Here is a 24,761-nt window from a genome sequence, read left to right as displayed (position 1 = left end):
TTCTCCCCATCCCTTCGACAAGCTCATGACGGGGCGAAGGGGTTTGATTACTTCCCGCCGAGATCTCTAACAGCACCCCGGTCAGCGCTGGTCGCGAAAGCAGCATAGGCCTTCAGCGCCGTGGTGACATTGCGCTTGCGTGCTTCGACCGGATGCCAACCGCTGGCGTTCTGAGCTTCGCGGCGAGCGGCAAGTTCCTTGTCGTCGACGCGCAGGCTGATGGTACGGCTCGGGATGTCGATATCGATCATGTCGCCTTCGCGCACCAGGCCGATCATGCCGCCGTTTGCCGCTTCAGGCGAAACGTGGCCGATGGAGAGGCCAGAGGTGCCGCCGGAGAAGCGGCCGTCGGTGATCAACGCGCAGGCTTTGCCCAGGCCCTTCGACTTCAGATAGCTCGTCGGATAGAGCATTTCCTGCATGCCGGGGCCGCCCTTCGGGCCTTCATAGCGGATGACGACAACGTCGCCGGCCTTGATCTCGTTGCTGAGGATGGCCTTGACGGATGCGTCCTGGCTTTCGAAGACCCTGGCCGGACCGGAGAATTTCAAGATCGATTCATCGACGCCGGCCGTCTTCACGATGCAGCCGTCCAGCGCCAGATTGCCCTTGAGAACGGCGAGACCGCCATCCTTGGAGAAGGGATGCTCAACGGAGCGGATAACACCGTTCTGACGATCGGTGTCGAGTTCTTCCCAACGGGCGTTTTGGCTGAAGGCAACCTGGGTCGGAATGCCGCCCGGTGCGGCGCGGAAGAATTCACGCACGCTTTCGCTGTTGGTGCGGGTGATGTCCCAGCGGTCGATGGCGTCCCCGAGAGTTTCGGCGTGAACGGTCGGGCAATCGCGGTTGATGAGGCCGCCCTTGTCGAGTTCGCCGAGGATCGACATGATGCCGCCGGCACGGTGCACATCTTCCATGTGAACGTCGCTCTTGGCCGGTGCAACCTTCGACAGACAAGGCACGCGGCGCGACAACGCATCGATGTCAGCCATGGTGAAATCGACTTCGCCTTCATGCGCGGCCGCGAGAATATGCAGAACCGTGTTGGTGGAGCCGCCCATGGCAATATCGAGCGCCATGGCGTTCTCGAAGGCCTGCTTCGAAGCGACGGTGCGCGGCAGGACGGAAGCATCCTCCTGCTCGTAATAGCGCCGGGCGAGATCGACGATCAGATGGCCGGCCTCGACGAAGAGACGCTTGCGGTCGGCATGGGTGGCGAGCGTCGAGCCGTTGCCGGGCAGCGACAAACCAAGCGCTTCCGTCAGGCAGTTCATCGAATTGGCGGTAAACATGCCCGAGCAGGAGCCGCAGGTCGGACAGGCCGAGCGTTCGATAACCTGCACATCCTCGTCGCTGATCTTGTCATCGGCAGCGGCAACCATGGCGTCGACCAGATCGAGCGCATGCTTCTTGCCGTGCAGGACCACCTTGCCGGCTTCCATCGGGCCGCCGGAGACGAAAACAGTCGGGATGTTGAGGCGCAGCGAGGCCATCAGCATGCCGGGGGTGATCTTGTCGCAATTGGAGATGCAGACCATGGCGTCGGCGCAATGAGCATTGACCATATATTCGACGCTGTCGGCGATCAGCTCGCGCGAAGGCAGCGAATAGAGCATGCCGTCATGGCCCATGGCGATACCGTCATCGACGGCGATCGTGTTGAATTCCTTGGCGACACCGCCGGCAGCTTCGATTTCGCGCGCGACGAGCTGGCCGAGATCCTTGAGGTGGACGTGGCCTGGCACGAACTGGGTGAAGGAGTTCACCACCGCAATGATGGGCTTGCCGAAATCGCTGTCCTTCATACCCGTCGCGCGCCAAAGGCCGCGCGCACCCGCCATATTGCGGCCATGGGTCGTGGTTCTGGAACGATAAGCTGGCATGGTGTCTTCCTCGTCGTCTTGGAAATGTGAGGCGTCGGCCGGCCTGGGCTTTGCGCCGAAGGGAGCGCCGACATTCCTGCTTTTTGAAATTGTCCTAATCCAATCGCACTGGACTGTCACTATCAACTCGATCGAATCCGGTACGCCGTAGGGGCGAACATAGCCTCGAGCTCAATCATCAGCCAGATGATACGGACAACGCAGAAGGCCGTTTATTCCATCACGAACCAACACAAAAAGTTGGTTTCCGTTCAAAAGAAATAACGTCGTAAGACGGTAACAAACCGTGCTTCTCCCGCGTAGAGATCGTATCATCTCTACGATCGTAGAAAGGAATATCGTAATGCCTTCCTATCGCCCGCCGAAGATCGCCTCTTCCGAGATCACGCCGCGCTCGGTGTATCTCAAGCGCCGCGAATTCCTGACGGCAGCGGCCGCCGGTATCGGCATGGCGGCCATCGGCAGCAAGACCGCAATGGCCGAGGCGCTGACAGCGACCAAAAGCAACTATACGGTCGACGAGAAGCTGACGCCAATCAAGGATGTCACCACCTACAATAATTTCTACGAATTCGGTCTCGACAAGTCCGACCCGGCCAACCTCTCCAGCAAGTTCAAGCCACGGCCCTGGACCGTCAAGGTCGATGGCATGGTCGGCAAGCCCGGCACATTCGATATCGACGCGCTGATCAAGGAATTTCCGCCGGAAGAACGCGTCTACCGCATGCGCTGCGTCGAGGCCTGGTCGATGGTCATTCCCTGGGACGGCTTTCCTCTTTCCGCACTGCTCGACAAAGTCGAGCCGCTCGGCAGCGCCAAATTCGTCGCCTTCGAGACGGTTGTGCGGCCGGAAGAGATGCCGGGGCAGTCAGGCGTTTTCCAGTCCCTCAACTGGCCCTATGTCGAAGGCCTGCGGCTCGATGAAGCGCGTAATCCGCTGACGCTGCTCGCCGTAGGTCTCTATGGCGAGACACTGCCGAACCAGAACGGCGCTCCGATCCGTTTGGTCGTGCCATGGAAATACGGCTTCAAGGGCATCAAGTCGATTGTGCGCATCACGCTCACCGACAAGCAGCCGCTGAACACCTGGCAGGCGACCAACAGCCAGGAATATGGCTTCTATGCCAACGTCAATCCGGCGGTCGATCATCCGCGCTGGAGCCAGGCGACCGAACGCCGCATCGGCGAAGGCGGCTTCTTCGGCGCCAACCGCCACCCCACCCTGCCCTTCAACGGCTATGCCGATCAGGTCGCAAGCCTTTATGCCGGCATGGACTTGAGGGCGAATTTCTGATGGCTCTTTCCCTCGCCTTGCCCAAACGCTGGCAACCTGCTTCCGTCTGGGCGCTTTACGTCGTCGGCCTGATACCGGCCGCATGGGAATTCTATCTCGGCGCCACGGACCAGCTCGGCGCCGACGCGGTCAAGACTTTCGAGCTCTTCCTTGGACTCTGGGCAATCCGCTTCCTGCTCTTGACACTCGCCGTCACCCCGGCGCGCGATCTGTTCGGCTGGAACTACCTGCGCTACCGCCGGGCGCTCGGCCTGCTCTGTTTCTACTACGTGCTGATGCATCTGGCGGTCTACATGGTCCTCGACCAGGCGCTCGACGTGCAGGCTGTCATCAACGACGTGCTGAAGCGGCCTTTCATCATGTTCGGCATGGCCGGGCTGGTGATGCTGCTGGCACTGGCCGTGACCTCCAACAATTTTTCCATCAAGCGTTTGGGCAAGAAATGGATCTGGCTGCATCGGCTGGTCTATATCATCGCCGCCTGCGGCGCGCTGCATTTCGCGCTGTCGACCAAGGTGCTCTCGCTGGAGCAATATATCTATATCGGCCTGCTGATGGCGATGATCCTCTATCGGTCGTATCGCCCGATCATGATGGAGAAGCGCAGAGCGGCGCGGACACCGGCCGCGCTTTCCCGCTCCAAAGCAGCTTAAGATTGGAGTTGAAGCCGGATGGTGAGCGGCAGCCATCCGGGGCATCCATTCGTTATTCGATGGCCGACCCGAGGGCGACCTTGCTTTGCTGCTGCGAAACCTCCACCGTCGCCGTCAGGCCAGCGATCAGCTTCGTGCCGTCAGGCACCTTGTCGAGAGCGATGCGCACGGGTACGCGCTGTGCCAAGCGGACCCAACTAAAGGTCGGGGTAATATTGGCGAGCAAGCTGCCCGAGGTGCGTTCGCGATCCTCGATTCCATAGGCGATGCTGTCGACATGGCCTGTCAGCTTCTCGACCTGCCCCATCAGATGAATGGAAACTTCGTCGCCGACATGGATGCGCGGCAGCTTGGTTTCTTCGAAATAGCCTTCGACGCGCAGGGAATCGGTGTCGATCAACGCTACCTTGGCGGTGCCGGCAGAGACATAGTCACCTGGGCGCAGGGTGAGGTTCGAGATCGTACCATTGACAGTAGCGCGGACCTCGGAACGGTCGAGGTTTAACTGAGCGAGTTCGCGATTTGCGGTTGCCTGCCGGAGAGAGGCTTCGGCCTGCTGCTCGGTGGTCTGCGCCTGCTCCTTCTGCTGCAGGGAAGCGGCATCGCCGAGGCGTTCCTGGCGCTGGCTTTCGCGGCGGGCCTGATCGAGAGCCGCTTTGCTGCTGGCGAGCGCAGCATCCGCCTGCTCGAGAGCGATAGCGAAACGATCGCGATCGACACGGAAAAGGACATCGCCCTTCTTGACGGTCTGGTTGTCCTTGACGAGCACATCGCTCACCAAGCCGGAAACATCGGGCGCAATACCGACGACATCAGCCCTCAGGCGCGCATCGCGCGTCCAGGGTTCGTCCATGTAATGGCCCCAGAGCTGGCGGCCGACATAGACGGCGGCAACGACGAAGATGAGAGTGACGGCCACACGGCCGATGAGTTTGAACGCGTTCATGTAAAATACCAACGAGAGACAGAGGAGACGGCGCCGAGCAGCAAGACGTAAAGCGCGAGATCGAAAAGACCGCGATGCCAGACCAGAGTGTAGGCTCCGATCCATGCGAGCAGGCGTCGAAGAATGATGACGGCAAACAGCGTCACGAGCATGAGAACGAGAAGGCGTGGGATGTAGACGCCATAGAGATCGAATTCTGCGGGCATGATATTACTCGGCGGCAATGGGAAGAGGTTGAGTTGTATCCGATAGGGGCGGCCGCCAGCTCGCCGGCGGCTCGGCATGGGGGAAAAGCGCCCTGCGAAGGCCGACGAGCGCATCGAGGCTCGCCCGGCCGGAATGCCGCTTTTCCTGCGCGACCGCTTCGAGACTATGGTCGATCGACACGCGCAATTCGTTGGAGGGATCCACCGCACGCTTGGCCTTTAGCCTCGAGCGATAGAAATCCGAAACGCCGATCAGGACTTCACTGACGGATGCGGCGGCAGCAGCGCTCAGTTGCCCACGCTCCTTCTGCAGCATCAGCACGTTGAAGCCGAGGCGGACATCGGCGTAACCGTCGACCTTCTTCAATTCGCGATCTTCGATGCCTGCAAGGCGCGGCACAAGTTGCCCGAGGCGATCCAGAATGCGGCCGGAAAGTCGCTCGTGATCCGCGCGGCGGATGCCAGCCGCGGTTTCGGCGAGATCGGTCCAGCCGGCTCTAACCAACCGCCAGGCGGCAAGTTCTGCGCCGAAGGGACGGGTGAGCAAGGTCCAGACCAGGGCAAAGCCGACACCCGCCAGAGCCGCGATCGCGCTGTTGGCGAAGCTGGCGAAATCGGCCGTATAGCGGTCCTGCAGCGCTATGAAGGTCGCGCCATTCACCGCCAGCAGCATGGCGAGCATGTTGGTTTGCGGGCGCGGGATCAACAGGCCCATCACCAGGAAAGGCGGCGCGAAGACCAGTACCAACATTTCGAAACCGGAGATCGACGGCAAGATGCCGAAGATATAGACGCAGGCGATGAGCAGGCTCATGGCGCACCAGATGAACATCGAGGTGATGAAGGGTGCAGGCCGATCAAGCGAGGCGAAAAACGAACAGGCGACGGCCGCCATGGTGACGAAGCCGGCGCCGTCTTGCCATCCGGAATAGATCCAGAAGAAGCAGGCGACGGCGATACCGACGACGACTGCACCGGCCGAGAAAGCAAGCAAGGCATAGTCATAGTGCCGGCTGCGCCCAACGACATTGCGGTGACGAAAGGCGGGCCGCCATGTGCCCACCTGCCGGCCGGACACGATCTGGTCGCGCAGCGTCAGGCAATCCTGCCAGAGATCGACGATTTCTTTGAGGCGATCGAGCGCACTCGACCGGACGAGATCGTCCCAACTGAGATTCAGATCATCCTGTTGCAAGTCGCCAATCTTTTTGAGCAAGCTATCGGCGGTATCGTCGGCCTTGCCGCGACCGCCCTGCCCTAGCCAATCGGCCACTTCATTGAGCACCGTGACCAGTTCCTGCGGCAGCGGCTTTCCACCGGCTTTCAGCGCATGCAGGCGATCGGCAAGAGACGAGAAGAGCGGCAACAGCATCAACAGACGGCCGCGCAGCTCGCGCGAATGCCTGACGATATCGCGGCTGCCTGCATCATAGCGCAACTGGCTGATGACGAGATCAAGGCCGGAGACGTCAGCGGCGAGCTTCTGCCGCTTCAGGGGCGTTGCGGGAGAAGCCCCTTCGCCGCGCAGAATCTCGTCCGCCCAGATGCCGGCATCATCCAACCAGGAGCTGATGCGCTGGCCAAGTGCCGGACCGACACTGCTCGGAAAGACGATAGCGCTGACAACGCTCGCGCAGACGATGCCAATGATGATCTCCTCGGAGCGGGCAAGCGCCACATCGAAGACGGTTTCGGGCGCGCCGACGGTCGGCAGCGCGATCAGCGGCAGCGAATAGCCGGCCAGCATGAAGACATAGCTGCGCGAGGTGCGATCGAGCATGGAGATGAACAGCAAGGTGCCGGTCCAGAGCGCGACGACGACGGACAGCAATTCCGGCGCATTGACGAAGAGCGGGACAAGGATCACCGACGCGGTGGCGCCGAGGAGCGTACCCAAGGCACGATAGAGCCCCTTGGAGCTGGTTGCCCCGGCAAGGGGATTGGCGACGACATAAACGGCGGCCATCGCCCAATAGGGGCGCGGCAAATCCAGCGACAGCGCTATGAACAGCGCCATGATTGCCGCAATGAAGGCTTTGACCGAAAACAGCCAGTCACGCCAGGAGGGAATGCTCATAAGACCTTCTCCCGTTCCTGCTCGGCGTCAGCCGCCTTCGGCGGCTCGAATTCCTCAAAAGCCTTCAGGACGCGAATGGCAGCTTCGATATCGGCCGGGTCCACATTGGCCAGAATGTTGCCGCGCAGCTCGTCGAGCGCATCTTCCATACGGGAAGCCAGCTTTTCGCCCTCCGGCGTCAGCCACAGACTTTTAGCACGCCGATCTGTCGGATCATCCTTGCGGATGACGAGATCCATGCTTTCGAGCTGATCGAGCAACCGGACGAGAGACGGGCCTTCGATGCCGACATAGGTGGCGAGAGCCACCTGCCGCACGCCTCCCCCCAGACGGCCGATCCAAAGCAGCGGCGCGGCCGCGGCCTCCGATATGCCATAGGAGCTCAGCGCAAGATCGACGACCCGGCGCCATTGGCGGCCGGTCGTCAGCAGATTGGCGGTGAATATGCGTTGCAGAGCGTTTAGCGATTTCATGAAATTCCATTAGCACTAAACTAATTAGAATTCAAATTATTATGATCCGAAGTGGTATTTGAAATGCGAAATGCAGCCATGCGAATAGCGAGGAGAGACTGTATTCCCGCTAGGTAGCGGGGCCGCCTCGTCGCTCGAATCACTTCCTATCGATCGACGCCGCCAAGATAAGTGCAGATCATCTTGATTAGTTCCTGCTTCAACTCCGGCGAATCCAATGTGCCCTTTCTGGCTCCATTATGGATCACGCCTTCGACGACGCCGGATAGAAGCTGTGCAAGGACATCGTTGGAAGGCCCGGCATCGGCACTTCGATGTGCTGCAACAAAAGCCCTGTAATGATTTTGATAATCTGCCAGGAAGGCATCATGGGCCGACCTCGACCCCTCAAGCCCCGGCACCTCATCCAGCAACACCCTATGAAGGTCGGGATTGACGCTATGCGCAGCGATCATCCCCTGGACAAGAGCTTCGACACTCTGCCGCAGCGGCAAATCGCTGGCGACCGCCTGGCGCAGGAAGGCCAGGACCTCGTCGAAATGGCGGCGCCTTATGGCTTCGACCAAAGAGAGCTTGTCCGGAAAATACTGATAGAGCGAACCGATGCTGATGCCGGCAACGGCCGCGACGGTATTCGTCGTGAACCCGACCCATCCGCGATCACCCAAAATGCGAGCACCCGACTCGATAATCGCATCGACCGTTGCCCGCGAACGCGCCTGGCTCGGCTCTTTGCGCATCGGTAAACGCGACTTTTGAATGCGAGTAGACACGCGCTCCCCACTCCATAAAATGTGAACATTCTACTCGCATTTTTCCGCCGACGAAAAGGGCAACGTCATTATGAGCGAATCGTCATTACTGCAGACTCTTTTCCGCTATCAGGCCTGGGCGAATGAGGAACTGCTCGATAGCATCGGCCACCTCGACCCTGCCGAGCATGGCAACGAACGCCATGTCTCTATGCGCTTGATGAATCATTCGCTGGTAGTCGCGCGGATAGCCGCAGCCGCCGAATAAGACGCTAGGATTCAAACCGAAGCTGGCCTCGACAGCGCGTAATCAAGCACCAGTGCCGCCGCGATACCGGCGGCATAGGCCAGGATATTCCAGAGCGAAAAGACTCGTCCCAGCAACAGGGCTCCGGCGGTGGTCAGCCGAAATGCATCCAGCGTCGGCGTGTGCCAAAGCCTGAAAAGCTCGACAAGGACAGCAACGATCAGCGCCGCTGCGGCGATCCTGAAACGCCCTGTCGCAACGAAAAGGGTAGCCAAAAGCCAGTAGACCATCGCTCCCCACAATAATGAGCCACCATATTTGACTGCGACGAAAGGCAGATGCATCGCATAACCATAGCGCCGGAGCGCGAGGCCGCTGGCTAATGTCAGCAACAAGGCTGAGCACAGCAGGATCCTTTTCCCTCTATATGGTGTCAAAGCTTTCAATGCGGCTCCATCCCGCGAAAACGGACATGAGTTTCAGGGCACGTTTGCCGCGGCAGCCGGGAAAAGCAATGCCCTTCGCCGATTTTCAACGGAAGAGATAGATCGCGCCAATACAAGGTTAAGCTGTAATTTTGCCATGCTCCTCGTGTCAGCAATCAGTCCGGCGATTCACCGGCGCCGCGGGGGAGCATTTGATGGCCAAAGTCGTTTCATGGGAAAATCGCACGCCGGACGGCGATAGCTGCCTTGATCCAAATCCGCGCCCTTCCGACCTGACAGGCCTTCATCGTTTTGCAATCGAATTCCTTTTCTTCGGGCTGAAAGAGGCCCGCGCCTGTCTCTTCGCGGGATTGTTCTTTCTGGCGGTCTTCACAGTTCCCCGCGCCGGGCTTCTTCATATTCCGCGCTACGATGTGTTGCTGATCATTGCGCTGGCCATCCAGATTTGGATGGTTTGGGCAAAGCTTGAAAGCTTTGATGAGCTAGAGCAAATCCTGTTCAATCTGGGTCATATCCAGCGGCCTTAAAGTAGTTTGCGCATTCTGCCGCAGTGAAGCGAGGCATCAAGGCCCCGACCGCATCCCATAGAGCATCGATCTTTCGCTCGGCTCGGCCTCGCAACATGGCTTTCAGCTTCGAGAATGCGTTCTCGATTGGATTGAAGTCCGGGCTATAGGGCGGAAGGAACATGAGCTTGGCGCCGGCACGTTCGATGGCATCGCGGACACCGGCTATCTTGTGTGCAGGCAGGTTATCCATAATGACCACGTCGCCGATCTCCAGGGTCGGCACCAGCACCTGTTCGACATAAGCAAGGAAGACGTTGCCGTTCATCGCGCCATCGTAGACGAATGGTGCGGTCATTCCGCTGAGCCGCAACGCACCGGTGAAAGTCGTTGTTTTCCAATGGCCGTGCGGCACGCCGGCACGGCAACGCTCACCTCGCAATGCACGTCCGCGCAGACGTGACATCTTGGTCGAGAGGCCGGTTTCGTCGATGAAGATCAGTTTCTCCGGATCGAGGTCCAATTGACCATCGAACCAGGCGCGCCGGCGCTTCAGGACGTCCGGTCGGTCCTGCTCCAGTGCGTGTGCGGTCTTTTTTTAAAGGTCCACCCACGGCCTCGGAGCCAGGCGCCAAGTGCGCTGCGGCTGATCTTCACCTGCCGCTCGAAGGACAAGCGCTCAACCATCTCATCGAGCGTCACATCCCTACGCTCGTCGATCAACGCGACAACGAATTCCTCGTGTGCATCCACTGCCGAAGGTCGTCTCCAGCCCTGTGGCCGAGCAGTTAACTCACCCTCTTTCGCTCTTGCGATCCAGCGGATCGCTGTCGAAATCCCAACACCGAAACGAGCCGCAGCCTGCCGAGCCGACATGCCCGACGCAGACGCTTTCAAAACTCGTATTCGGAGATCATCGCTCAGGGCCTGTCCCATCATCCACCTCTCCGCTGTGGATGTTGAATCAGCTTCGACCGGCCCCGTCACCTCACAATCGATTCATCAATCGCAGGACATGCTCTAAAAGCCGTTTGTCTCTTTCATGTCGTTGGCTTTGCACTCGAAGTCTTCAAAACCTCCGGCAACATACAATCCTGGGCCTATCCGGATCATGCCTACACGAAGCTGCTTGGTGTTCCGTTGTTCTCGGGCTTCATGTACGCCGCGGTTGGCAGCTACATCATTCAGGCTTGGCGGCTTTTCGATCTTCGCATCAAACATCACCCGCCCTATTGGATGGCCGGTGCATCAGCCTTGGTGATCTACGCCAATTTCTTCACGCATCACTATATTGGTGACTATCGCTGGTATATTGCCGCTTGCCTCATGGGCCTTTATGCGCGCTCGACGGTGATATTCCGCCCTTATGATCGTGACCGGCGGATGCCGCTCTTACTGTCATTCGTCCTGATCGGCTTCTTCATTTGGCTGGCGGAAAATATCAGCACCTTTCTCGGCATATGGAAATATCCAAATCAGCTCGGTGCTTGGTCGATGGTACACATCGGCAAGTGGAGTTCATGGTGCCTTCTCGTCATCATGACCTTCACCATTGTCGCCAATCTGAAGCACATCAAACAGCACGTCCATATTCCGGAGTAAGGGCGCGCATCAAAGCTGGCATTTCAAAGTCGTAAACGACAAAAGGCCGGATGATCGCTCATCCGGCCTTTTAATCTTGTATGCGAAGCTGGCCTTAAGCGGCGGCAGCTTCTTCTTCAGCAGCAACGCGAGCCTTGTCGGCTGCGCCCTTGGCATTGATATCGCGATCAACGAATTCGACAACTGCGAGGGCGGCATTGTCGCCTTGGCGGAAGCCTGCCTTCATGATGCGCAGGTAGCCGCCGTTGCGGGTGGCGTAACGCGTTGCAATCGCATCGAAGAGCTTCGAGACGACAGCGGCGTCGCGGATCTGCGAGATGGCCTGACGACGAGCGTGCAGGTCGCCGCGCTTGCCGAGGGTAACCAGCTTCTCGACGATCGGACGAATTTCCTTCGCCTTCGGGAGCGTGGTGACGATCTGCTCATGGGTGATGAGCGAAGCCGCCATGTTGGCGAACATCGCCTTACGGTGGCTAGCGGTTCTATTCAGCTTGCGGCCGGCTTTACCGTGGCGCATGGCTATTCTCCTTCACTTGCAGGCATCGCTCGCCTGCAGTTTGTTGGTTAGTATTGGTCTTCGTAACGCTTAGCGAGATCTTCGATGTTCTCGGGCGGCCATGCCGGCACTTCCATGCCGAGGTGCAGGCCCATGGAAGCGAGAACTTCCTTGATTTCGTTCAGCGACTTGCGACCAAAATTCGGCGTGCGGAGCATTTCTGCTTCGGTCTTCTGAATGAGGTCGCCGATATAGACGATGTTGTCGTTCTTCAGGCAGTTTGCCGAGCGAACAGACAGTTCCAGTTCGTCCACCTTCTTGAGGAGCGCCGGGTTGAAAGCAAGTTCGGTGACTGCTTCTTCTTCGGCTTCCTTCTGCGGCTCGTCGAAGTTGACGAAGACGCCAAGCTGATCCTGGAGGATACGAGCCGCGAAAGCGACGGCATCTTCGCCGGTGATCGAGCCATCGGTTTCGATCGACATGCTCAGCTTGTCGTAGTCGAGAACCTGTCCTTCGCGGGTGTTTTCAACCTTGTAGGACACCTTCTTGACCGGCGAATAAAGGCTGTCGACCGGGATGAGGCCGATCGGAGCATCTTCCGCACGATTGCGCTCGGCCGGGACGTAGCCCTTGCCGTTGTTGACGGTGAATTCCATGCGGATTTCGGCGCCCTCGTCGAGCGTGCAGATGACATGCTCGGGATTGAGGATTTCGATGTCGCCGACCGTCTGGATGTCGCCAGCCGTTACTACGCCTGGGCCCTGCTTGCGGACGACCATGCGCTTGCTGTCATCGCCATCCATCTTGATGGCGATTTCCTTGATGTTCAGCACGATGTCCGTCACGTCTTCCCGAACACCCGGGATAGAGGAGAACTCATGCAGCACGCCGTCGATCTGCACGGCCGTCACAGCGGCGCCGCGCAGAGAGGACAGCAGAACGCGGCGCAGCGCGTTGCCGAGGGTGAGACCGAAGCCACGCTCCAGCGGTTCTGCCACGAGCGTAGCCTTGGTGCGGCCGCTCGAGGAAAACTCGACCTTGTTTGGCTTGATCAGTTCCTGCCAGTTTTTCTGAATCATGTTCTTGCCTTCCGTTCGTTGCCACCATCCAATCGTGACAACCGAGCTTGAGAAGCACCAAGCCGGACGCATATGCGCCGGCCGGTGTCGTGAGTGGCGATGATCAGACGCGGCGCTTCTTGCGCGGGCGGCAACCATTGTGCGGGATCGGGGTCACGTCGCGAATGGACGTGATCATGAAACCGGCAGCCTGGAGCGCGCGCAGAGCGGATTCACGGCCGGAGCCCGGGCCGCAAACTTCGACTTCCAGCGACTTCATGCCATGTTCCTGGGCCTTCTTGGCGCAGTCTTCAGCAGCGATCTGAGCAGCGAACGGGGTCGACTTGCGCGAACCCTTGAAGCCCTTGGCACCAGCGGACGACCAGGCAATCGCGTTGCCCTGTGCATCGGTGATGGTGATCATCGTGTTGTTGAAGGTCGAATTGACGTGCGCAACGCCCGACGTGATATTCTTGCGCTCGCGACGGCGAACGCGGACGGCTTCCTTGGCCATGGTAGTCCTTTCTTGGATCTCTTCACCGCCGTAATGCCAGCGGCTACACCGGAACGGCACCTACATGGTCCCGCTCCAAACTCAAAAGAGGCCGGCGCAGACCGCCAGCCTCCCAAATCCGGTTTCCCGGAAATTACTTCTTCTTACCAGCAATAGCCTTTGCCGGACCCTTGCGGGTGCGGGCATTGGTATGGGTGCGCTGGCCGCGAACCGGGAGGCCGCGACGATGACGCAGGCCGCGGTAGCTGCCAAGGTCCATCAGACGCTTGATGTTCATCGCGGTTTCGCGACGAAGGTCGCCTTCGACCTGATAGTCGCGGTCGATGGTTTCGCGGATCTGCAGAACTTCAGCATCCGTCAACTGGTTGACGCGACGCTCGGCCGGGATACCGACCTTCTCGCAGATTTCCTGTGCAAACTTAGGTCCGATCCCGTGAATGTAGCGAAGCGCAATTACAACGCGCTTTGCAGTCGGGATGTTGACGCCAGCGATACGAGCCACGCCTGTTCTCCTTGCATTCCCTCTGCCTGAGCAAAAGGTTTTGTTATGCAGCCCTGGAGCTGCTTGTTCAAACTTGGGTCCGTAACACGTCAAAACGACCGTACCCGGACCTCCCTACGGAAATCCGCGCCGATCGCATGGCATGTCGCGAGTTGGCGCGGTGTTTAGCGGAATCAGCGCAAAAAAGCAACCGCCCCGGCAAGTTTATTTTAGGCCATCCAAAGCTTGGACAGGATGGCATCGATATCGGTGGTCACATGCTCGATATCGGCCATTCCGTCGACCGACTGAAGCTTGCCCTTGGCGTAGTAGTAACCGATGAGCGGCGAGGTTTCCTTGTAGTAGACCTGCAGGCGCTCGACCACCGTTTCCCTGTTGTCGTCGGCACGGCGCTTGAAGTGCGTGGAACCGCAACGGTCACATACGCCTTCCACCTTCGGCTTCAGGTTTTCGTCGTGATAGCCGGCGCCGCAGTTGGCGCAGGTATAACGGCCCGAAATACGATCGGCGAGCACGGCGTCATCAACCTTGATCTCGATCACGACGGACAAGTTGAGGCCTTTCGCCTTCAACATTTCCTCGGTCGCGTCGGCCTGAATGAGCGTGCGCGGATAACCGTCAAGAATGAAGCCCTTGGCGCAATCCGGTTGATCGATGCGCTCGGACACGATGGCATTGACGATTTCGTCTGAAACAAGCTTGCCGGCATCCATGACGGCCTTGGCGCGCTTGCCCACTTCAGTCCCGGCCGCCACCGCAGCCCTCAGCATATCGCCCGTGGAAAGCTGCGGAATGCCGTACTTTTCCACGATACGCTGGGCCTGGGTCCCCTTACCTGCGCCCGGCGGCCCCAAAAGTATTAATCTCATCGCCCCCTCTTTCCTCCACGCAGCTTCGATTTCTTGATCAGGCCTTCATATTGCTGTGCAATCAGGTGACCCTGAATCTGCGCCACCGTATCCAGCGTTACGCTAACCACGATCAGAAGCGAAGTGCCACCCAGAGACAGCGGAATACCGGTCTGGGACACGAGAATTTCGGGCAGAATGCAGACGAAGACAAGATAGATCGCGCCAATCACCGTGATTCGGGTCAGCACATAATCGATATATTCGGCAGTGCGCTCACCCGGGCGGATGCCCGGAATGAAGCCGCCATGCTTCTTCAGATTGTCGGCCGTATCTTTCGGATTGAAGACCAGCGCCGTGTAGAAGAAAGCGAAGAAGGCGATCAAGGCACCGTAGAGCACCATGTAGATCGGCTGACCATGGCCAAGGGCCGCGACGATGGAGGTAACCCAGGTCGGCAGGGCCGTGTTGTTGCCGAGACCGGCGACGGTCGCAGGCAGCAGCAGCAGCGAAGATGCGAAGATCGCCGGAATAACGCCTGATGTGTTGAGCTTCAGCGGCAGGTGCGAGGTATCGCCCTGGAACATGCGGGTGCCAACCTGGCGCTTCGGATACTGGATCAAGAGGCGGCGCTGGGCGCGCTCAACGAAGACGATAAGCCCGATGACCAGGACAGCAACGACAAGCACAGCCAGAATGAGGCCGGTCGACAGAGCGCCCGTGCGGCCGAGTTCCAGCGTACCGGCAAGCGCGGTCGGCAGACCGGCTGCGATGCCTGCGAAGATAATCAGCGAAATACCGTTGCCGATGCCGCGCGAGGTAACCTGTTCACCAAGCCACATCAGGAACATCGTGCCGCCGAGCAGCGTGACGACCGTCGAAAGGCGGAAAAACCAGCCTGGGTCGAGAACCACGCCATTACCGTGCTCAAGGCCGATCGCAATGCCATAGGCCTGCAAGGCGCCGAGCAACACCGTGCCGTAACGGGTGTACTGGTTGATGATCTTGCGCCCCTGCTCGCCTTCCTTCTTCAGGTTTTCGAGCGCCGGCACGACCGAGGTCATGAGCTGCACGATGATCGAAGCGGAAATATAGGGCATGATGCCGAGCGCGAAAATCGCCATGCGCTGCACGGCGCCGCCGGAAAACATATTGAAAAGGCCGAGGATGCCGCCGGACTGATTCTGAAAGGCCTGGGCATAGGCCACCGGATTGAGGCCCGGAAGCGGGATGTGGGTACCCAGACGGTAGACGAGGAGAGCGCCGAGCGTGAACCACAGTCGCTTCTTGAGATCCTCGGCTTTGGCAAAGGTCGAAAAATTGAGATTGGATGCCAATTGTTCCGCTGCAGAAGCCATGCAAATCTCCGCATTACCAATTCCGGCATAATCGGCCGGGTCCGGAATCAGTCTTTAATTGTTCAAAAGCCGGGTTTTGGACGGATTGCACTGCAATCGGATGCCTCACCCTTGATTCCCGTTATTCCCTGAAAAGACACTGCTGCATCGCTCAGGTTCGTGAGGCTCACATATGGGAGCAAAATCGCCCGGTGTGAAGCACCCCGGGCGATTTATTGATAAGATTATTCTGCGACAGAAGCGAGCAGCTTGATGGAACCGCCAGCCTTTTCGATCTTTTCGACCGCCGGCTTGGAGGCGCCTGCAACTTCCAGCGAAAGCTTCGCCTTCAGTTCGCCGTCCGAGAGAACACGAACGCCGTCCTTGACGCGGCGAATCACGCCCGCAGCCTTCAGGGCTGCTGCGTCGACGGTTGCCTTGGCATCGAGCTTGCCGGCATCGACGGCAGCCTGGATGCGAGCCAGCGACACAACGACGTAGTCGGCAGCGAAGATGTTGGTGAAGCCGCGCTTCGGCAGGCGACGGTAGATGGGCATCTGACCGCCTTCGAAGCCGTTGATGGCAACGCCCGAACGGGACTTCTGACCCTTCACACCACGGCCGCCGGTCTTGCCGGAGCCGGAGCCGATGCCGCGGCCGAGGCGCTTGCGGCTATGGGTCGAGCCTTCGTTATCCTTGATCTCATTCAGTTTCATAGCGAATACCTCCGGCTCACTTCTCGTCGACAACGCGAACGAGATGCTGGACAGCACGGATCATGCCACGAACAGCCGGAGTGTCTTCCAGCGTGCGGCGACGGTGCATCTTGTTCAGTCCGAGACCGATCAGCGTCTTCTGCTGAACATCCGGACGGCGGATCGGGCTGCCAATCTGCTCGACCGTAACGGTCGCCTTGGCTTCAGCCTTCTTGGTCGTCTTGGCCATAGGTCAAACTCCCTTATTCTTCGGAGGCGTTGCCCGAGGACGCGCGGCGAGCCTGCAGAGTGGCATACTTGATGCCGCGCTGAGCTGCGATGTCCTTCGGGTGAACCTGGTGCTTCAGGGCGTCGAACGTGGCGCGAACCATGTTGTACGGGTTCGACGAACCGGTCGACTTGGCAACGACGTCGTGAACGCCGAGCGTTTCGAAAACGGCGCGCATCGGGCCGCCGGCGATGATACCGGTACCGACCTTGGCCGAGCGCAGCAGAACCTTGCCGGCGCCATGGCGGCCATGAACGTCGTGATGCAGCGTACGGCCGTCACGCAGCGGTACGAAGATCATGTCGCGCTTGGCGCTTTCGGTTGCCTTGCGGATCGCTTCCGGCACTTCGCGTGCCTTGCCATGACCAAAGCCTACGCGGCCCTTCTGGTCACCGACGACGACGAGAGCGGCGAAACCGAAACGGCGGCCACCCTTTACAACCTTGGCGACGCGGTTGATCGCGACCAGCTTGTCGACGAATTCGCTATCGCGCTCTTCACGGCTCTGGCGGTCTTCCCGCGGAGCCCTCTTTTCCTGTGCCATTGTCCTCTTCCTTTTTCTTTTCCGGGTGCAATCGGCAAACAAAACGAAGACCGCATCGACCTCCCGAAGGAGATCAGCGGTCCGGTGATATCCGGCCGGCGCTCGAAAGCTGCCGGCCGGAAACTTGATCAGAAGGTCAGGCCGCCTTCGCGGGCTGCATCGGCCAGGGCCTTAATGCGGCCGTGGTAGATGAAGGCGCCGCGGTCGAACACGACTTCCTTAACGCCGGCCTTGGAGGCACGCTCGGCGACGAGCTTACCTACAAGAGCAGCGGCTGCGGTGTCGGCACCGGTCTTCAGAGAACCGCGAAGATCCTTGTCGAGGGTGGAGGCAGACGCAAGCGTCTTACCAGCCACATCATCGATGATCTGGGCGTAGATGTTCTTCGACGAGCGATGAACCGACAGGCGCGGACGGCCATTGGCCACCGACTTGAGTTGACGGCGCACGCGGTTGGCACGACGTGCAAGTGCTTCTTTCCTGCTAGCCATTTCGCGTGATCCTTACTTCTTCTTGCCTTCTTTGCGGACGATCCGCTCGTCGGCATACTTGACGCCCTTGCCCTTGTAGGGCTCAGGACCGCGATATTCGCGGATTTCAGCGGCAACCTGGCCGACCTGTTGCTTGTTGATGCCGGAGACGACGATTTCCGTCGGCTTCGGCACAGCAATCGTGATGCCGACCGGCGGCTCATAAACCACGTCGTGGCTGAAGCCGAGCGCGAGCTGCAGGTTCTTGCCCTGCATGGAGGCACGGTAGCCGACGCCGTTGATTTCGAGCTTGCGCTCGTAGCCGTCCTTAACACCCTTCAGGATGTTCTCGATCATCGTGCGGGACATGCCCCACTTTGCGCGAGCATCCTTGGAGTCGTTGAGCGGCGTCACGACAATTGCATTATCTTCCAGCTTGAGACCGATTTCGTCGTTAGCGACGAAAACCAGTTCGCCCTTGGGGCCCTTAGCAGTCACCTTCTGGCCATCAACCGAGGCCGTGATTCCTGCAGGCACCTGAACGGGCTTCTTACCGATACGAGACATTTTTTCAAACCTGTCTGTTTCGAGGGAGATCTCTGTTCGATCTTAGAAGACCGAGCAGAGAACCTCGCCACCAACATTCTGTTCGCGAGCCTGGTGATCGGCCATCACACCCTTCGGAGTCGAAAGGATGGTGATGCCGAGGCCGTTCGCGACCTGCGGAATGGACTTGACCGAGACATAAACTCGGCGGCCCGGCTTGGACACACGGCCGATCTCACGGATCACCGAAGAGCCTTCATAGTACTTGAGCTCGATGTTGAGCTCAGACTTGCCGTTGCCGAAATCGACGACGGAGTAGCCACGGATGTAGCCTTCAGCCTGCAGAACATCGAGAACACGCGCACGAAGCTTGGACGCAGGCGTCGAAACCGACGACTTGCGGCGGGAAGCGCCGTTGCGGATGCGGGTGAGCATATCACCCAAAGGATCAGTCATAGTCATCTAATCTGCTCCTTACCAGCTCGACTTGACAATACCCGGCACCTTGCCGAGATTGCCGAGTTCACGCAGCGCGATACGCGACATGCGCAGTTTGCGGTAATAGGCGCGCGGGCGACCAGATACTTCGCAACGGTTGCGAATGCGGGTCTTCGATCCATCGCGCGGGAGCGATGCCAGCTTCAGAGTGGCCTTGAACCGGTCTTCGATCGGAAGAGACTGGTTCATGATGATTGCCTTCAGGGCAGCCCGCTTCGCGGACTGGTTGGCAACCGTATTGCGGCGGCGCTTGTTCTTTTCGACTGCGCTTGTCTTCGCCATATCAGGGTTCCTTTTCTACGCTCGTCGTTACGGTTATTGACGGAACGGGAAGTTGAACTCTTTCAGAAGAGCCCGTGCTTCGTCGTCGGTCGTCGCCGTCGTGCAAACGATGATGTCCATGCCCCACATCTGATCAACCTTGTCGTAGTTGATCTCAGGGAACACAATGTGCTCCTTGATGCCCATGGCGAAGTTGCCACGACCGTCAAAGCTCTTCGGGTTCAGGCCGCGGAAGTCGCGAACGCGCGGGAGCGCGATGTTGACCAGACGATCCAGGAACTCATACATGCGGGCGCCGCGCAGCGTCACCTTGGCGCCGATCGGCATGTTTTCGCGGACCTTGAAGCCAGCGATGGAGTTGCGCGCGCGGGTGATGACCGGCTTCTGGCCGGCGATCGCTGCGAGGTCGGCAGCAGCAACGGTCGGCTTCTTCGAATCAGCCGTTGCTTCGCCAACGCCCATGTTGATCACGATCTTGTCCAGCTTCGGGATCTGCATTTCGTTGGCGTAGGAGAACTTCTCCTGCATCGCTGCGCGAATGCGGGCGACATATTCCTTCTTGAGCCGCGGCTCGTACTTTGCCTCAGCCATCGATCACTTCTCCCGAGGTCTTGGCCACACGGACCTTCTTGCCATCTACAACCTTGAAACCGACGCGGGTCGGCTTGCCGTCCTTGTCGACGATCGCAATGTTGGACAGGTGAAGCGGGGCTTCCTTGCTGATGATGCCGGCTTCCTGGGTCTGCGTCTGGCGCTGGTGGCGCTTGATGACGTTGACGCCACGGACGACCGCGCGGTCTTCCTTCGGCAGCACTTGAATGACTTCGCCGGTACGGCCCTTGTCCTTGCCGGCCAATACGACAACCTTGTCGCCTTTACGGATCTTTTGCATCGCTCCGCTCCTTACAGTACTTCTGGAGCCAGCGAGATGATCTTCATGTGGTTCTTGGCGCGAAGTTCGCGCGGAACCGGTCCGAAGATACGGGTGCCGATCGGCTCTTTCTTGTTGTCGATGAGGACTGCTGCGTTGGTATCGAAGCGGATGACGCTGCCATCCGGACGACGGATGTCCTTGGCGGTGCGAACGACAACCGCCTTCATCACGTCACCCTTCTTCACGCGGCCGCGCGGAATGGCTTCCTTGATCGAAACGACGATGACGTCGCCGATCGAGGCATACTTGCGCTTCGAGCCGCCCAGCACCTTGATGCACATGACACGACGTGCGCCGGAATTATCCGCCACGTCGAGGTTTGTTTGCATCTGAATCATGTCAGGTCGCCTTCTTGTTGTTACCGGAATGGTTGGGCTAAACAGCCCCCTACCCCGGCTTATGGACTAGTGTCTTGTCTGATTTCTCCGGCAGTCAGGACCACCTGGGTCACCTTCGCCGGCCATCAATAAAGCAAAAGAACGCCCGTTCTCGAGCGTCCTGCTTCCAAGCTCGTGCTTCATACAGATATTTCGCCCAAGCGCAAGGGCCTGAGCGAAATTCTGTTACTTGGCCTGGGCGGAAACGACCGTCCAGGTCTTGTCCTTGGAGATCGGCGCGCATTCCTCGATGGAAACGACGTCGCCGACCTTGTACTGATTGTTTTCGTCGTGAGCCTTGTACTTCTTGGAACGACGAACGGTCTTCTGAAGCAGCGGGTGAGCGAAACGACGCTCCACGCGGACAACTACCGTCTTCTCGTTCTTGTCGCTGACCACGACGCCCTGCAGAATGCGCTTCGGCATGTTATTCTTCCTTTAGGCCTTTGCTTCTGCCGCCTTCTGGCGGGCAATGGTTTTCACGCGGGCGATGTCCTTGCGGACTTCGTTGATGCGCGAGGACTTCTCAAGCTGGCCGGTCGCCTTCTGAAAGCGCAGGTTGAACTGCTCCTTCTTCAGCTTGGCAAGCTCGTCCTTGAGTTGGTCGGCGCTCAGGGCGCGAACATCTGCGGCTTTCATGAGCTTCTTCCTTACTCTGCAATGCGCTGCACGAAGCGCGTCTTGACCGAGAGCTTGGCGGCGCCGAGGCGCAGAGCCTCACGAGCGATTTCCTCGCTCACACCATCGATCTCGAACATCATACGGCCGGGCTTGACCTTGCATGCCCAGTATTCGACAGAGCCTTTACCTTTACCCATGCGGACTTCGGTCGGCTTTGCGGTTACCGGAACATCCGGGAACACGCGGATCCATACACGGCCGGCACGCTTCATATAACGCGTGATCGCGCGGCGAGCCGCTTCGATCTCACGAGCGTTGACGCGGTTGGGCTCCTGCGACTTCAGACCGAATTCGCCGAATGCGAGGTCAGAACCACCCTTGGCAACGCCCTTGATGCGGCCCTTAAATTGCTTGCGGTACTTCGTACGCTTTGGCTGCAACATTTTCTTATTCTCCGAACTTATCTGCCACGAACGCTATCAAGCGTTTTCGCGGCGGCGGTCTCTATCGCGATCGCGGCTAGCCGGACCCTGGGCGTCGCCTTCGAGCGCGCGGCGTTCGGAGGCCATCGGATCGTGCTCAAGGATTTCGCCCTTGAAGATCCAGACCTTGATGCCGCAGATACCGAAAGCGGTTTCTGCTTCAGCCGTACCGTAGTCGATGTCGGCGCGCAGCGTATGCAGCGGCACACGACCTTCACGGTACCATTCCGTACGAGCGATTTCCGCACCACCGAGACGGCCGGCGCAGGTGATCTTGATGCCTTCGGCGCCAAGACGCATCGCGGACTGAACGGCGCGCTTCATGGCGCGACGGAAAGCTACACGGCGCTCGAGCTGCTGAGCGATCGACTGGGCAACCAGCGTCGCGTCGATTTCCGGCTTGCGAACTTCAACGATGTTGAGGTGCGTTTCGGAATTCGTCATGTCCGACAGCTTCTTGCGGAGCTTGTCGATATCAGCGCCCTTCTTGCCGATGATCAGGCCCGGACGAGCCGAGTGGATCGTGACGCGGCACTTCTTGTGCGGGCGCTCGATGACCACCTTGGAGATACCGGCTTGCTTCAGTTCGTTCATGACGAACTTGCGCATCTTCAGGTCTTCGTGGAGGAGCTGGCCATACTCGGCATTGTCCGCAAACCAGCGGCTATCCCAAGTACGGTTGATGCCAAGACGAAAACCGATTGGATTGATTTTCTGACCCATTATGCGGCCTCCCCTTGAGCTTCCACTTCACGAACGACGATCGTCAGGTGCGCAAACGGGCGCTCGATACGAGACGCGCGGCCACGGCCACGAGCGTGGAAACGCTTCATGACGATCGACTTGCCGACGTAGGCTTCCGCCACGACCAGCGAGTCAACGTCGAGATCATGGTTGTTCTCAGCGTTGGCGATCGCAGATTCGAGCGTCTTCTTCACGGCGCCAGCAATACGCTTGCGCGAGAATTCCAGCTCTGCGAGCGCGCGGTCAACCTTCTTGCCGCGGATCGAAGCCGCGACCAGGTTGAGCTTCTGCGGGCTGACACGGAGCGTGCGCGCAACTGCCTGCGCCTCATTGTCCTTCAGCCGGCGTTCGGTTTTTGCCTTGCCCATTGTTACTTCCTCTTCGCCTTCTTGTCCGCACCGTGACCATAATAGGTACGGGTCGGGGCGAACTCGCCGAACTTGTGACCGACCATGTCTTCGTTGACGCTGACCGGAATGTGCTTGCTGCCGTTGTAAACACCAAAGGTGAGACCAACGAACTGCGGCATGATCGTGGAGCGACGGCTCCACATCTTGATTACTTCGCTACGTCCGCCTTCGCGCACCTTCTCAGCCTTCTTGAGAAGATAGCCGTCAACAAACGGACCTTTCCATACTGAACGAGCCACTTGAGACTTCCTCTCTTACTTCTTGCGCTGATGGCGCGAGCGCATGATCATCTTGTCGGTCGACTTGTTCGACCGCGTACGCTTGCCCTTGGTCGGCTTACCCCATGGGGTCACCGGATGGCGACCACCGGAGGTGCGGCCTTCACCACCGCCGTGCGGATGGTCAACCGGGTTCATGACAACGCCGCGGTTATGCGGCTTCTTGCCACGCCAACGCGAACGACCGGCCTTACCGTCGTTGATGTTGGCATGATCCGGGTTCGAAACCGCACCGATCGTTGCAAGGCAATTGCCATGTACGAGGCGCTGTTCGCCCGAATTCAGGCGAAGGATCGCCATGCCCTGGTCACGACCAACGAGCTGAGCGTAGGAGCCAGCAGAACGAGCGATCTGACCGCCCTTGCCCGGCTTCATTTCCACGTTATGGATGATGGAGCCGACCGGGATGAACTGAAGCGGCATGGTGTTGCCCGGCTTCACGTCCACTGCCTTTTCCGAAGCGACGACCTTGTCGCCAGCAGCGAGGCGCTGCGGAGCGAGGATGTAGGCCAGTTCGCCGTCCGTGTACTTCACCAGAGCGATGTAAGCGGTACGGTTCGGGTCGTATTCGATGCGCTCGACTGATGCTTCAACGTCGAACTTGCGACGCTTGAAGTCGACCAGACGATAGCTGCGCTTGTGACCGCCACCCTGGAAACGCACGGTGATGCGGCCGGTGTTGTTGCGGCCACCCTTGGAGGTCAGGCCTTCCGTCAGCGTCTTGACCGGCTTGCCCTTGTAGAGCGAGGAGCGATCGACGATGACCAGCTGACGCTGGCTCGGGGTCGTCGGATTGAATGTTTTCAATGCCATTTTCTTATTCCTCAGAGACCGGTGGAGACGTCGATCGACTGGCCTTCGGCGAGCGTCACAACAGCCTTCTTCACGTCCTTCTGCTTGCCGACGAGACCCTTGAACCGCTTGGTCTTGCCGAGGCGCAGCAGAGTGTTAACGGCCGTCACCTTGACGCCGAAGAGCGCTTCGACGGCAGCCTTGATTTCAGGCTTCGTCGCGGTCTTGGCAACGTTGAAAACAACCTGGTTATTGTCCGAAAGCAGCGTGGACTTTTCGGTGATCGCAGGAGACACGATCACATCATAATGGCGAAGATCCGTCACTTGAATCGCTCCTCTAGAGCTTCAACTGCAGCCTTGGACAGCACGAGCTTGCCGCGGCGCAGGATGTCGTAAACGTTGATGCCCTGGATCGGCAGAACATCGATGTTCGGGATGTTCTGAGCCGCGAGCTTGAAGTTGCTGTCGAGCTCAGCGCCACCGATGAAGAGTGCATTGGTCAGGCCGAGCGTCTCGAAAGTGCTGGCCAGAGCCTTGGTCTTTGCATCGGCTGCAACCAGGCTGTCGATGACGATGACGTCTTCGGACTTCAGCTTGGCGGACAGAGCATGACGCAGGCCGAGGGCGCGAACCTTCTTCGGCAGGTCGTGCTCATGGCTGCGAGCGACCGGGCCGTGAGCCTTACCACCGCCGCGGAACTGCGGAGCGCGAGCTGAATGGTGACGAGCGCGGCCCGTACCCTTCTGCTTGTACATCTTGGCACCGGTGCGCGCTACGTCTGCGCGGCCCTTTGCCTGATGCGTGCCCTGCTGCTTCTTGGCGAGCTGCCAGCGAATGACGCGTGCGAGGATGTCCTCACGCGGCTCGAGGCCGAAAATCGCATCAGAAAGGGAAACCTTCCCAGCGTCTTTTCCCTCGAGGGTCTTGACGTTCAATTCCATTGGTTTGGCTCCC

36 protein-coding genes and 2 pseudogenes are annotated in these 24,761 nt (G+C 59.1%); 5 read left to right on the top strand and 33 right to left on the bottom strand.

Features of this window, described 5'->3' with window-relative positions; genetic code table 11:
- Positions 1–47: 47 nt before the first annotated feature.
- Positions 48–1,886 carry a dihydroxy-acid dehydratase gene (gene ilvD, locus N2601_RS05565; protein WP_104822802.1) on the bottom strand — a complete coding sequence of 613 codons (1,839 nt, stop codon included), beginning with the start codon at positions 1,884–1,886 and terminating at the stop codon, positions 48–50.
- Between the two features lie 343 nt (positions 1,887–2,229).
- On the opposite strand from ilvD, the gene msrP reads away from it, so the two are divergent.
- Entirely contained in the window at positions 2,230–3,180 is a 951-nt protein-coding gene (gene msrP, locus N2601_RS05560) for a protein-methionine-sulfoxide reductase catalytic subunit MsrP (protein WP_104822801.1), read from the top strand.
- Positions 3,180–3,833 (top strand): protein-methionine-sulfoxide reductase heme-binding subunit MsrQ, encoded by a 654-nt coding sequence (gene msrQ / locus N2601_RS05555; RefSeq protein WP_445944985.1) that lies wholly within the window; start codon positions 3,180–3,182, stop codon positions 3,831–3,833. Before msrP ends, msrQ begins: the two co-directional genes overlap by 1 nt.
- A gap of 52 nt (positions 3,834–3,885) precedes the next feature.
- On the opposite strand, the gene N2601_RS05550 is transcribed toward msrQ, so the two are convergent.
- The 5 genes from N2601_RS05550 to N2601_RS05530 form a co-directional block, all read right to left on the bottom strand.
- Positions 3,886–4,779, bottom strand: a complete 894-nt coding sequence (locus N2601_RS05550) for an efflux RND transporter periplasmic adaptor subunit (RefSeq protein WP_260303842.1) — start codon at positions 4,777–4,779, stop codon at positions 3,886–3,888.
- The gene (locus N2601_RS05545; protein ID WP_092844950.1) at positions 4,776–4,985 is read right to left on the bottom strand and encodes a DUF1656 domain-containing protein; all 210 of its coding nucleotides are present in this window, start codon (positions 4,983–4,985) and stop codon (positions 4,776–4,778) included. The genes N2601_RS05550 and N2601_RS05545 overlap by 4 nt, the downstream gene beginning before the upstream one ends.
- 4 nt (positions 4,986–4,989) lie before the next feature.
- Positions 4,990–7,062 (bottom strand): FUSC family protein, encoded by a 2,073-nt coding sequence (locus N2601_RS05540; protein WP_104822799.1) that lies wholly within the window; start codon positions 7,060–7,062, stop codon positions 4,990–4,992.
- Positions 7,059–7,535: a MarR family winged helix-turn-helix transcriptional regulator gene (locus N2601_RS05535; RefSeq protein WP_104822798.1), complete on the bottom strand. Its 477-nt coding sequence runs from the start codon at positions 7,533–7,535 to the stop codon at positions 7,059–7,061. The genes N2601_RS05540 and N2601_RS05535 overlap by 4 nt, the downstream gene beginning before the upstream one ends.
- A 146-nt stretch (positions 7,536–7,681) precedes the next feature.
- On the bottom strand, positions 7,682–8,308 hold the full coding sequence (locus N2601_RS05530; RefSeq protein ID WP_245463946.1) for a TetR/AcrR family transcriptional regulator: 627 nt from the start codon (positions 8,306–8,308) through the stop codon (positions 7,682–7,684).
- Between the two features lie 70 nt (positions 8,309–8,378).
- Here N2601_RS05530 and N2601_RS05525 point away from each other — a divergent pair, with 70 nt between their 5' ends.
- Positions 8,379–8,555, top strand: a complete 177-nt coding sequence (locus N2601_RS05525) for a hypothetical protein (protein ID WP_158704434.1) — start codon at positions 8,379–8,381, stop codon at positions 8,553–8,555.
- A gap of 11 nt (positions 8,556–8,566) precedes the next feature.
- Here N2601_RS05525 and N2601_RS05520 read toward each other — a convergent pair whose 3' ends face one another.
- The gene (locus N2601_RS05520; RefSeq protein WP_245463945.1) at positions 8,567–8,980 is read right to left on the bottom strand and encodes a ribosomal maturation YjgA family protein; all 414 of its coding nucleotides are present in this window, start codon (positions 8,978–8,980) and stop codon (positions 8,567–8,569) included.
- A 194-nt stretch (positions 8,981–9,174) separates the two neighbouring features.
- Between N2601_RS05520 and N2601_RS05515 the strand changes: the two are divergent.
- A pseudogene (locus tag N2601_RS05515) lies at positions 9,175–9,477 on the top strand (DUF817 family protein); the annotation flags it as partial.
- 1 nt (position 9,478) lies between these two features.
- Here the strand turns inward: N2601_RS05515 and N2601_RS05510 are convergent.
- Positions 9,479–10,422 (bottom strand): IS630 family transposase gene (locus N2601_RS05510; RefSeq protein ID WP_260303969.1). Its coding sequence is split into 2 segments (ribosomal slippage): positions 9,479–10,086 and positions 10,086–10,422, totalling 945 coding nucleotides; the frame shifts between segments, so codons are not numbered across the junction.
- Positions 10,423–10,509: 87 nt separating this feature from the next.
- On the opposite strand from N2601_RS05510, the pseudogene N2601_RS05505 reads away from it, so the two are divergent.
- Positions 10,510–11,088 (top strand): annotated as a pseudogene (locus N2601_RS05505) (DUF817 domain-containing protein); the annotation flags it as partial.
- Positions 11,089–11,182: 94 nt separating this feature from the next.
- Here the strand turns inward: N2601_RS05505 and rplQ are convergent.
- The 25 genes from rplQ to rplD form a co-directional block, all read right to left on the bottom strand.
- Positions 11,183–11,605 carry a 50S ribosomal protein L17 gene (rplQ, locus tag N2601_RS05500; protein ID WP_104822795.1) on the bottom strand — a complete coding sequence of 141 codons (423 nt, stop codon included), beginning with the start codon at positions 11,603–11,605 and terminating at the stop codon, positions 11,183–11,185.
- A 47-nt stretch (positions 11,606–11,652) separates the two neighbouring features.
- Complete coding sequence (locus N2601_RS05495) at positions 11,653–12,663, bottom strand: DNA-directed RNA polymerase subunit alpha (RefSeq protein WP_028753958.1); 1,011 nt, start codon at positions 12,661–12,663, stop codon at positions 11,653–11,655.
- A 103-nt stretch (positions 12,664–12,766) separates the two neighbouring features.
- On the bottom strand, positions 12,767–13,156 hold the full coding sequence (gene rpsK, locus N2601_RS05490; RefSeq protein ID WP_004118426.1) for a 30S ribosomal protein S11: 390 nt from the start codon (positions 13,154–13,156) through the stop codon (positions 12,767–12,769).
- Positions 13,157–13,289: 133 nt separating this feature from the next.
- The gene (gene rpsM, locus N2601_RS05485; protein ID WP_004118424.1) at positions 13,290–13,658 is read right to left on the bottom strand and encodes a 30S ribosomal protein S13; all 369 of its coding nucleotides are present in this window, start codon (positions 13,656–13,658) and stop codon (positions 13,290–13,292) included.
- Positions 13,659–13,867: 209 nt separating this feature from the next.
- A complete protein-coding gene (locus N2601_RS05480; RefSeq protein WP_104822794.1) occupies positions 13,868–14,527 on the bottom strand; it encodes an adenylate kinase in 660 nt (219 codons plus the stop codon).
- Positions 14,524–15,864, bottom strand: a complete 1,341-nt coding sequence (gene secY / locus N2601_RS05475; RefSeq protein WP_260303841.1) for a preprotein translocase subunit SecY — start codon at positions 15,862–15,864, stop codon at positions 14,524–14,526. The genes N2601_RS05480 and secY overlap by 4 nt, the downstream gene beginning before the upstream one ends.
- 224 nt (positions 15,865–16,088) lie before the next feature.
- The gene (gene rplO / locus N2601_RS05470) at positions 16,089–16,559 is read right to left on the bottom strand and encodes a 50S ribosomal protein L15 (protein ID WP_104822792.1); all 471 of its coding nucleotides are present in this window, start codon (positions 16,557–16,559) and stop codon (positions 16,089–16,091) included.
- A gap of 16 nt (positions 16,560–16,575) precedes the next feature.
- Complete coding sequence (gene rpmD, locus N2601_RS05465; RefSeq protein ID WP_007690786.1) at positions 16,576–16,788, bottom strand: 50S ribosomal protein L30; 213 nt, start codon at positions 16,786–16,788, stop codon at positions 16,576–16,578.
- A 13-nt stretch (positions 16,789–16,801) separates the two neighbouring features.
- Positions 16,802–17,371, bottom strand: a complete 570-nt coding sequence (gene rpsE, locus N2601_RS05460) for a 30S ribosomal protein S5 (RefSeq protein ID WP_104822791.1) — start codon at positions 17,369–17,371, stop codon at positions 16,802–16,804.
- Positions 17,372–17,499: 128 nt separating this feature from the next.
- Positions 17,500–17,862: a 50S ribosomal protein L18 gene (gene rplR, locus N2601_RS05455; protein WP_104822790.1), complete on the bottom strand. Its 363-nt coding sequence runs from the start codon at positions 17,860–17,862 to the stop codon at positions 17,500–17,502.
- 12 nt (positions 17,863–17,874) lie between these two features.
- Positions 17,875–18,408 (bottom strand): 50S ribosomal protein L6, encoded by a 534-nt coding sequence (gene rplF, locus N2601_RS05450; protein WP_104822789.1) that lies wholly within the window; start codon positions 18,406–18,408, stop codon positions 17,875–17,877.
- A gap of 42 nt (positions 18,409–18,450) precedes the next feature.
- Positions 18,451–18,849: a 30S ribosomal protein S8 gene (gene rpsH / locus N2601_RS05445; RefSeq protein WP_104822788.1), complete on the bottom strand. Its 399-nt coding sequence runs from the start codon at positions 18,847–18,849 to the stop codon at positions 18,451–18,453.
- A gap of 12 nt (positions 18,850–18,861) precedes the next feature.
- Positions 18,862–19,167 carry a 30S ribosomal protein S14 gene (gene rpsN, locus N2601_RS05440; RefSeq protein WP_028753966.1) on the bottom strand — a complete coding sequence of 102 codons (306 nt, stop codon included), beginning with the start codon at positions 19,165–19,167 and terminating at the stop codon, positions 18,862–18,864.
- Between the two features lie 33 nt (positions 19,168–19,200).
- Positions 19,201–19,758 carry a 50S ribosomal protein L5 gene (gene rplE, locus N2601_RS05435; RefSeq protein WP_004118404.1) on the bottom strand — a complete coding sequence of 186 codons (558 nt, stop codon included), beginning with the start codon at positions 19,756–19,758 and terminating at the stop codon, positions 19,201–19,203.
- A complete protein-coding gene (rplX, locus tag N2601_RS05430; protein ID WP_104822787.1) occupies positions 19,751–20,059 on the bottom strand; it encodes a 50S ribosomal protein L24 in 309 nt (102 codons plus the stop codon). Before rplX ends, rplE begins: the two co-directional genes overlap by 8 nt.
- A gap of 11 nt (positions 20,060–20,070) precedes the next feature.
- Positions 20,071–20,439, bottom strand: coding sequence for a 50S ribosomal protein L14 (rplN, locus tag N2601_RS05425; RefSeq protein WP_003573790.1), 369 nt, complete (start codon positions 20,437–20,439; stop codon positions 20,071–20,073).
- A 225-nt stretch (positions 20,440–20,664) separates the two neighbouring features.
- The gene (rpsQ, locus tag N2601_RS05420; protein WP_028753969.1) at positions 20,665–20,904 is read right to left on the bottom strand and encodes a 30S ribosomal protein S17; all 240 of its coding nucleotides are present in this window, start codon (positions 20,902–20,904) and stop codon (positions 20,665–20,667) included.
- 12 nt (positions 20,905–20,916) lie between these two features.
- Entirely contained in the window at positions 20,917–21,117 is a 201-nt protein-coding gene (gene rpmC / locus N2601_RS05415) for a 50S ribosomal protein L29 (RefSeq protein WP_007690763.1), read from the bottom strand.
- Between the two features lie 11 nt (positions 21,118–21,128).
- Positions 21,129–21,542 carry a 50S ribosomal protein L16 gene (rplP, locus tag N2601_RS05410; RefSeq protein WP_004118395.1) on the bottom strand — a complete coding sequence of 138 codons (414 nt, stop codon included), beginning with the start codon at positions 21,540–21,542 and terminating at the stop codon, positions 21,129–21,131.
- A 36-nt stretch (positions 21,543–21,578) separates the two neighbouring features.
- Complete coding sequence (gene rpsC, locus N2601_RS05405) at positions 21,579–22,304, bottom strand: 30S ribosomal protein S3 (RefSeq protein WP_104822786.1); 726 nt, start codon at positions 22,302–22,304, stop codon at positions 21,579–21,581.
- Entirely contained in the window at positions 22,304–22,693 is a 390-nt protein-coding gene (gene rplV / locus N2601_RS05400) for a 50S ribosomal protein L22 (RefSeq protein ID WP_004118391.1), read from the bottom strand. Before rplV ends, rpsC begins: the two co-directional genes overlap by 1 nt.
- A gap of 2 nt (positions 22,694–22,695) precedes the next feature.
- Complete coding sequence (gene rpsS, locus N2601_RS05395) at positions 22,696–22,974, bottom strand: 30S ribosomal protein S19 (protein WP_004118389.1); 279 nt, start codon at positions 22,972–22,974, stop codon at positions 22,696–22,698.
- 15 nt (positions 22,975–22,989) lie between these two features.
- Positions 22,990–23,826, bottom strand: coding sequence for a 50S ribosomal protein L2 (rplB, locus tag N2601_RS05390; protein WP_104822785.1), 837 nt, complete (start codon positions 23,824–23,826; stop codon positions 22,990–22,992).
- Between the two features lie 11 nt (positions 23,827–23,837).
- The gene (locus N2601_RS05385; protein ID WP_015339600.1) at positions 23,838–24,131 is read right to left on the bottom strand and encodes a 50S ribosomal protein L23; all 294 of its coding nucleotides are present in this window, start codon (positions 24,129–24,131) and stop codon (positions 23,838–23,840) included.
- Positions 24,128–24,748, bottom strand: coding sequence for a 50S ribosomal protein L4 (gene rplD / locus N2601_RS05380; protein ID WP_104822784.1), 621 nt, complete (start codon positions 24,746–24,748; stop codon positions 24,128–24,130). Before rplD ends, N2601_RS05385 begins: the two co-directional genes overlap by 4 nt.
- Positions 24,749–24,761: the final 13 nt, after the last annotated feature.

This window comes from Rhizobium sp. CB3060 (assembly GCF_025200735.1).
Taxonomy (GTDB): domain Bacteria; phylum Pseudomonadota; class Alphaproteobacteria; order Rhizobiales; family Rhizobiaceae; genus Rhizobium.
Note: the sequence above shows the minus strand (reverse complement) of the source record. Positions and strands in the feature narration are given on the sequence as shown.

Coding starts and splice junctions, on each gene's coding strand:
- rplB (WP_104822785.1), bottom strand. CDS start 23,826: ATGGCATTGAAAACATTCAATCCGACGACCCCGAGCCAGCGTCAGCTG.
- rpsC (WP_104822786.1), bottom strand. CDS start 22,304: ATGGGTCAGAAAATCAATCCAATCGGTTTTCGTCTTGGCATCAACCGT.
- secY (WP_260303841.1), bottom strand. CDS start 15,864: ATGGCTTCTGCAGCGGAACAATTGGCATCCAATCTCAATTTTTCGACC.
- rplR (WP_104822790.1), bottom strand. CDS start 17,862: ATGGCTAGCAGGAAAGAAGCACTTGCACGTCGTGCCAACCGCGTGCGC.
- rpmC (WP_007690763.1), bottom strand. CDS start 21,117: ATGAAAGCCGCAGATGTTCGCGCCCTGAGCGCCGACCAACTCAAGGAC.
- N2601_RS05545 (WP_092844950.1), bottom strand. CDS start 4,985: ATGCCCGCAGAATTCGATCTCTATGGCGTCTACATCCCACGCCTTCTC.
- rplQ (WP_104822795.1), bottom strand. CDS start 11,605: ATGCGCCACGGTAAAGCCGGCCGCAAGCTGAATAGAACCGCTAGCCAC.
- rplP (WP_004118395.1), bottom strand. CDS start 21,542: ATGTTGCAGCCAAAGCGTACGAAGTACCGCAAGCAATTTAAGGGCCGC.
- rplF (WP_104822789.1), bottom strand. CDS start 18,408: ATGTCTCGTATCGGTAAGAAGCCCGTTCAGGTGCCTGCAGGAATCACG.
- N2601_RS05525 (WP_158704434.1), top strand. CDS start 8,379: ATGAGCGAATCGTCATTACTGCAGACTCTTTTCCGCTATCAGGCCTGG.
- msrP (WP_104822801.1), top strand. CDS start 2,230: ATGCCTTCCTATCGCCCGCCGAAGATCGCCTCTTCCGAGATCACGCCG.
- rplV (WP_004118391.1), bottom strand. CDS start 22,693: ATGGGCAAGGCAAAAACCGAACGCCGGCTGAAGGACAATGAGGCGCAG.
- N2601_RS05540 (WP_104822799.1), bottom strand. CDS start 7,062: ATGAGCATTCCCTCCTGGCGTGACTGGCTGTTTTCGGTCAAAGCCTTC.
- rpsQ (WP_028753969.1), bottom strand. CDS start 20,904: ATGCCGAAGCGCATTCTGCAGGGCGTCGTGGTCAGCGACAAGAACGAG.
- rplN (WP_003573790.1), bottom strand. CDS start 20,439: ATGATTCAGATGCAAACAAACCTCGACGTGGCGGATAATTCCGGCGCA.
- N2601_RS05550 (WP_260303842.1), bottom strand. CDS start 4,779: ATGAACGCGTTCAAACTCATCGGCCGTGTGGCCGTCACTCTCATCTTC.
- rpsN (WP_028753966.1), bottom strand. CDS start 19,167: ATGGCGAAGACAAGCGCAGTCGAAAAGAACAAGCGCCGCCGCAATACG.
- rplO (WP_104822792.1), bottom strand. CDS start 16,559: ATGAAACTGAATGAGATCAAGGATAACGAAGGCTCGACCCATAGCCGC.
- N2601_RS05535 (WP_104822798.1), bottom strand. CDS start 7,535: ATGAAATCGCTAAACGCTCTGCAACGCATATTCACCGCCAATCTGCTG.
- rpsE (WP_104822791.1), bottom strand. CDS start 17,371: ATGGCACAGGAAAAGAGGGCTCCGCGGGAAGACCGCCAGAGCCGTGAA.
- N2601_RS05480 (WP_104822794.1), bottom strand. CDS start 14,527: ATGAGATTAATACTTTTGGGGCCGCCGGGCGCAGGTAAGGGGACCCAG.
- rpsK (WP_004118426.1), bottom strand. CDS start 13,156: ATGGCCAAGGAAGCCGTCCGCGTTCGCCGTCGCGAGCGCAAGAATATC.
- rplD (WP_104822784.1), bottom strand. CDS start 24,748: ATGGAATTGAACGTCAAGACCCTCGAGGGAAAAGACGCTGGGAAGGTT.
- ilvD (WP_104822802.1), bottom strand. CDS start 1,886: ATGCCAGCTTATCGTTCCAGAACCACGACCCATGGCCGCAATATGGCG.
- N2601_RS05495 (WP_028753958.1), bottom strand. CDS start 12,663: ATGATTCAGAAAAACTGGCAGGAACTGATCAAGCCAAACAAGGTCGAG.
- rplX (WP_104822787.1), bottom strand. CDS start 20,059: ATGCAAAAGATCCGTAAAGGCGACAAGGTTGTCGTATTGGCCGGCAAG.
- msrQ (WP_445944985.1), top strand. CDS start 3,180: ATGGCTCTTTCCCTCGCCTTGCCCAAACGCTGGCAACCTGCTTCCGTC.
- rplE (WP_004118404.1), bottom strand. CDS start 19,758: ATGGCTGAGGCAAAGTACGAGCCGCGGCTCAAGAAGGAATATGTCGCC.
- rpmD (WP_007690786.1), bottom strand. CDS start 16,788: ATGGCCAAGACGACCAAGAAGGCTGAAGCCAAGGCGACCGTTACGGTC.
- rpsH (WP_104822788.1), bottom strand. CDS start 18,849: ATGACTATGACTGATCCTTTGGGTGATATGCTCACCCGCATCCGCAAC.